Origin of the sequence: Nostoc sp. 'Peltigera membranacea cyanobiont' 213, assembly GCF_002245975.1 — a bacterium.
Classification (GTDB): domain Bacteria; phylum Cyanobacteriota; class Cyanobacteriia; order Cyanobacteriales; family Nostocaceae; genus Nostoc.
The window spans coordinates 1-2,859 of record NZ_NOLI01000314.1 but is presented as its reverse complement, the minus strand read 5'-3'; the positions used below and the strand labels follow the sequence as shown (position 1 = coordinate 2,859).

Sequence of the window (2,859 nt, the reverse complement as noted above, 5' to 3'; positions counted from 1 at the left end):
TATATATAGCCCCCATATAGCCCCCATCAGGATTTTTTGAAATCTTTTTATCAATGCAGCAGAAATTAATTTAGATCATCGTTGACTCTTTGATTTATACTTTACTATCAATTTTTTGTTGAAAAGCAATTCAGTTTTGATCTTTAACTTCTTGCTGACTATGTAACGAGTGCGTTACCCGGATTTCTCACTTGTGAGAAATCCGGGGTTAGTGTCAGTGCCGTTAGTGCAGTTATTATTAAGGGTAAAATTTTCAACTTTTGCATTATCAATCGTAAATATCTCTTACTAATCACTCTTGAAGAGGGAGTGTGCCATCATTGCTGCCAAGGAGAAGGAATCGCTGTTGTCGAAATCACTTCTCCTGTTTTTAATCTGATACCAGTCTGCTCACAGTTGGGGTATTGGACTTTCACTTTAATCAGTGCAGGATGTTCTTTATATTCTCCCATTACTAGCTCTTTTGTAAACTCGCACTTTTATTCCCTGTTGGTAGTACCAAAAAAGCGTTTATCTTAGATATATTTCATCAGATATCGGCTAGAAATATTTGTTGTACTGTTGTATTTTCAAGCAAGATTACCCATGCAATTTATCGTGTGTCAGCAGTGCTAATCATTGGCGATGCTGGAAATAAAAAGTGCAATACTGGTAGCGTGCATAAGTTATCAGAATCAGATTCGGATTTTTTTAACACTGGCAGAAGTTAGTCGCCTTTTGTTCGTGTATCTGCATCTAAGACAATTGCTTATAGTTCATTTACTCTCTCTGCTCCCACCAAATACAATTCGCGTTCGCGGTATTCAAATTACAACTTGTATACTCTTGCTACAGGCAACTTCTAGGCAGTATGGAATGGAAAGTAATCTTGCAACCTCTAAGAGTTGTATTCCCCCTAATCAAGCGCTACAATCTGCCTGTATTAGAAGTACTTTTTGCGATAACTGCAATTTATTAAAGTGAGCCAAACCCGGATTATTGCACTATTTAACCAAAGTGGTGGGGTTGCCAAGACAACACTTACTCAAAATCTGGGCTACCACCTTGCACTTAAAAAACGTCGTGTTTTGCTTGTGGATATGGACCCGCAGGCATCTCTCACTACATTTATGGGACTCGAACCAGACGAATTGAGTATCAGTATTCAACAAACAATAGTTGATAACAGACCATTACCTATCTATCCCCAGCCGATTCATAGTATGGCGCTTGTCCCTGCTGACATTAATCTTGCCGCTAGTGAAATGCAACTTAGTAGTGCGATTGCTAGAGAATATCGCCTAAAAAATGGCCTCTTGGCTGTGCAAGATAATTACGACTTCATTCTTATCGACTGTCCACCTTCTTTGGGGTTACTCAGTATCATCAGCCTCACTGCTGCTACTCACATTCTCGTTCCTATCCAATGTCAATTTAAGTCATTTAAGGGAACTGAACTTTTACTCAATACGATCACCCAAGTCCGCAGTCATACCAACCCCAGATTGCAATTTGCTGGATTTGTTCCTACAATGTTCGATGGTCGGACTGCCCAGGAATCGCGTACACTTAAAGCTGTACAAGAACAACTATCAGAGATAGCTCCTGTATATCCACCAATTCCAAAAACTATTGCCTTTGCCGATGCTTCTGAGCGCCGAGTCCCACTAGCATTATTTGATAAAAACCATCCAGCCGTGGGTGTACTCAAAAAAATTGCTGATAGCATAGATAAACTTGAATTAAAACTGTGAGTAGCAAACGTAACGAACCTTACGCTGCAATCAAAAAGCCTGTCGATCTGCTGTTTGGCACTGTAACTGGGTCACAATCTGAGGATCAAGCCAGCGCTACTAACACAATTGCAATTGCCAAAATTAAGCTACCTTCCTCACAGCCAAGGCGCTATTTCGATGAGCAGAAGCTTGAAGAACTATCACATTCAATCAAAGAATTGGGTATTCTCGAACCTCTGTTAGTGCGTCCGCTCTCTGAGGGCGATTATGAATTAGTAGCCGGAGAACGACGCTACAAAGCGGCATTGATGGCTCTTTTAACTGAGGTTCCTGTAGTAGTCCGCATAATGGATGATGCGACTACGTACCAAGTGCGCCTCGTTGAAAACCTGCAACGCGAAGACCTCAATCCACTAGAAGAGACTGAAGGTATCCTTGAACTATTGGCATTTCGGTTGTCAATCAGTACGTCAGAAACCGTCAAACTGCTTCAAAAAATGGAAAACGAAGCTAAAGGAAAAATTACCCGTAACGTTACGGGTAATTCTCAAACTCTACTTGTTGAGGAAATATTTACAGCGTTAGGAGGCATGAAGTGGGATTCATTTGTTCGCAATCGCTTGCCTTTACTCAATCTCCCTCAAGATGTGCTTTCAGTATTGCGTTCGGGAAAAATTGAGTACACCAAAGCAAGGGCAATCGCTAAGGTGAAAAATGAAAAAACAAGAATTCAACTACTAGAAGACGCGATCGCCTACAATCTTTCATTGAGCGAAATTAAGCGGAAGATTTCAGAAATTCAGCAGAAGCCGGAATCAGAGTCTCGCACTCAAACAGAGTCAACATCTCTGAAAGACCGCGTTGAGGACACACTTCGCCGTTTTAAGCAGTCCAAGGTATGGGATGATCCGAAAAAAAAAGCAAAGCTAGAGAAGCTCTTGGCTCAGTTGGATGTATTGATGAAAAATGACTTCACAAACTGATAAAAATAAATTAGCTAAAACTGATAAAAAAATTTGATTTTATACCACTAATATTTCGGGGATTGACTGTGACCTTATATCAAGTAGACATCTCCGAAAACTATCAAAGCTTTGCTGTGGCTAGCTTATAAGACATAAATACAAGTATCAAAAACTAGCTA

Annotated in this window: 3 protein-coding genes; 2 read left to right on the top strand and 1 reads right to left on the bottom strand. The window is 40.3% G+C overall.

Annotated elements, in window-relative coordinates; genetic code table 11:
- Positions 1-317: 317 nt before the first annotated feature.
- Positions 318-452, bottom strand: coding sequence for a hypothetical protein (locus tag CDG77_RS38820; RefSeq protein ID WP_262985200.1), 135 nt, complete (start codon positions 450-452; stop codon positions 318-320).
- Positions 453-959: 507 nt separating this feature from the next.
- On the opposite strand from CDG77_RS38820, the gene CDG77_RS34460 reads away from it, so the two are divergent.
- Both CDG77_RS34460 and CDG77_RS34455 read left to right on the top strand, forming a co-directional pair.
- Positions 960-1,733, top strand: coding sequence for a ParA family protein (locus tag CDG77_RS34460; protein ID WP_094333603.1), 774 nt, complete (start codon positions 960-962; stop codon positions 1,731-1,733).
- Positions 1,730-2,698: a ParB/RepB/Spo0J family partition protein gene (locus CDG77_RS34455; protein ID WP_094333602.1), complete on the top strand. Its 969-nt coding sequence runs from the start codon at positions 1,730-1,732 to the stop codon at positions 2,696-2,698. The genes CDG77_RS34460 and CDG77_RS34455 overlap by 4 nt, the downstream gene beginning before the upstream one ends.
- Positions 2,699-2,859: the final 161 nt, after the last annotated feature.

Excerpts from the sequence above, each read along its gene's own strand:
- CDG77_RS38820 (WP_262985200.1), bottom strand. The coding sequence starts at position 452 with ATGGGAGAATATAAAGAACATCCTGCACTGATTAAAGTGAAAGTCCAA.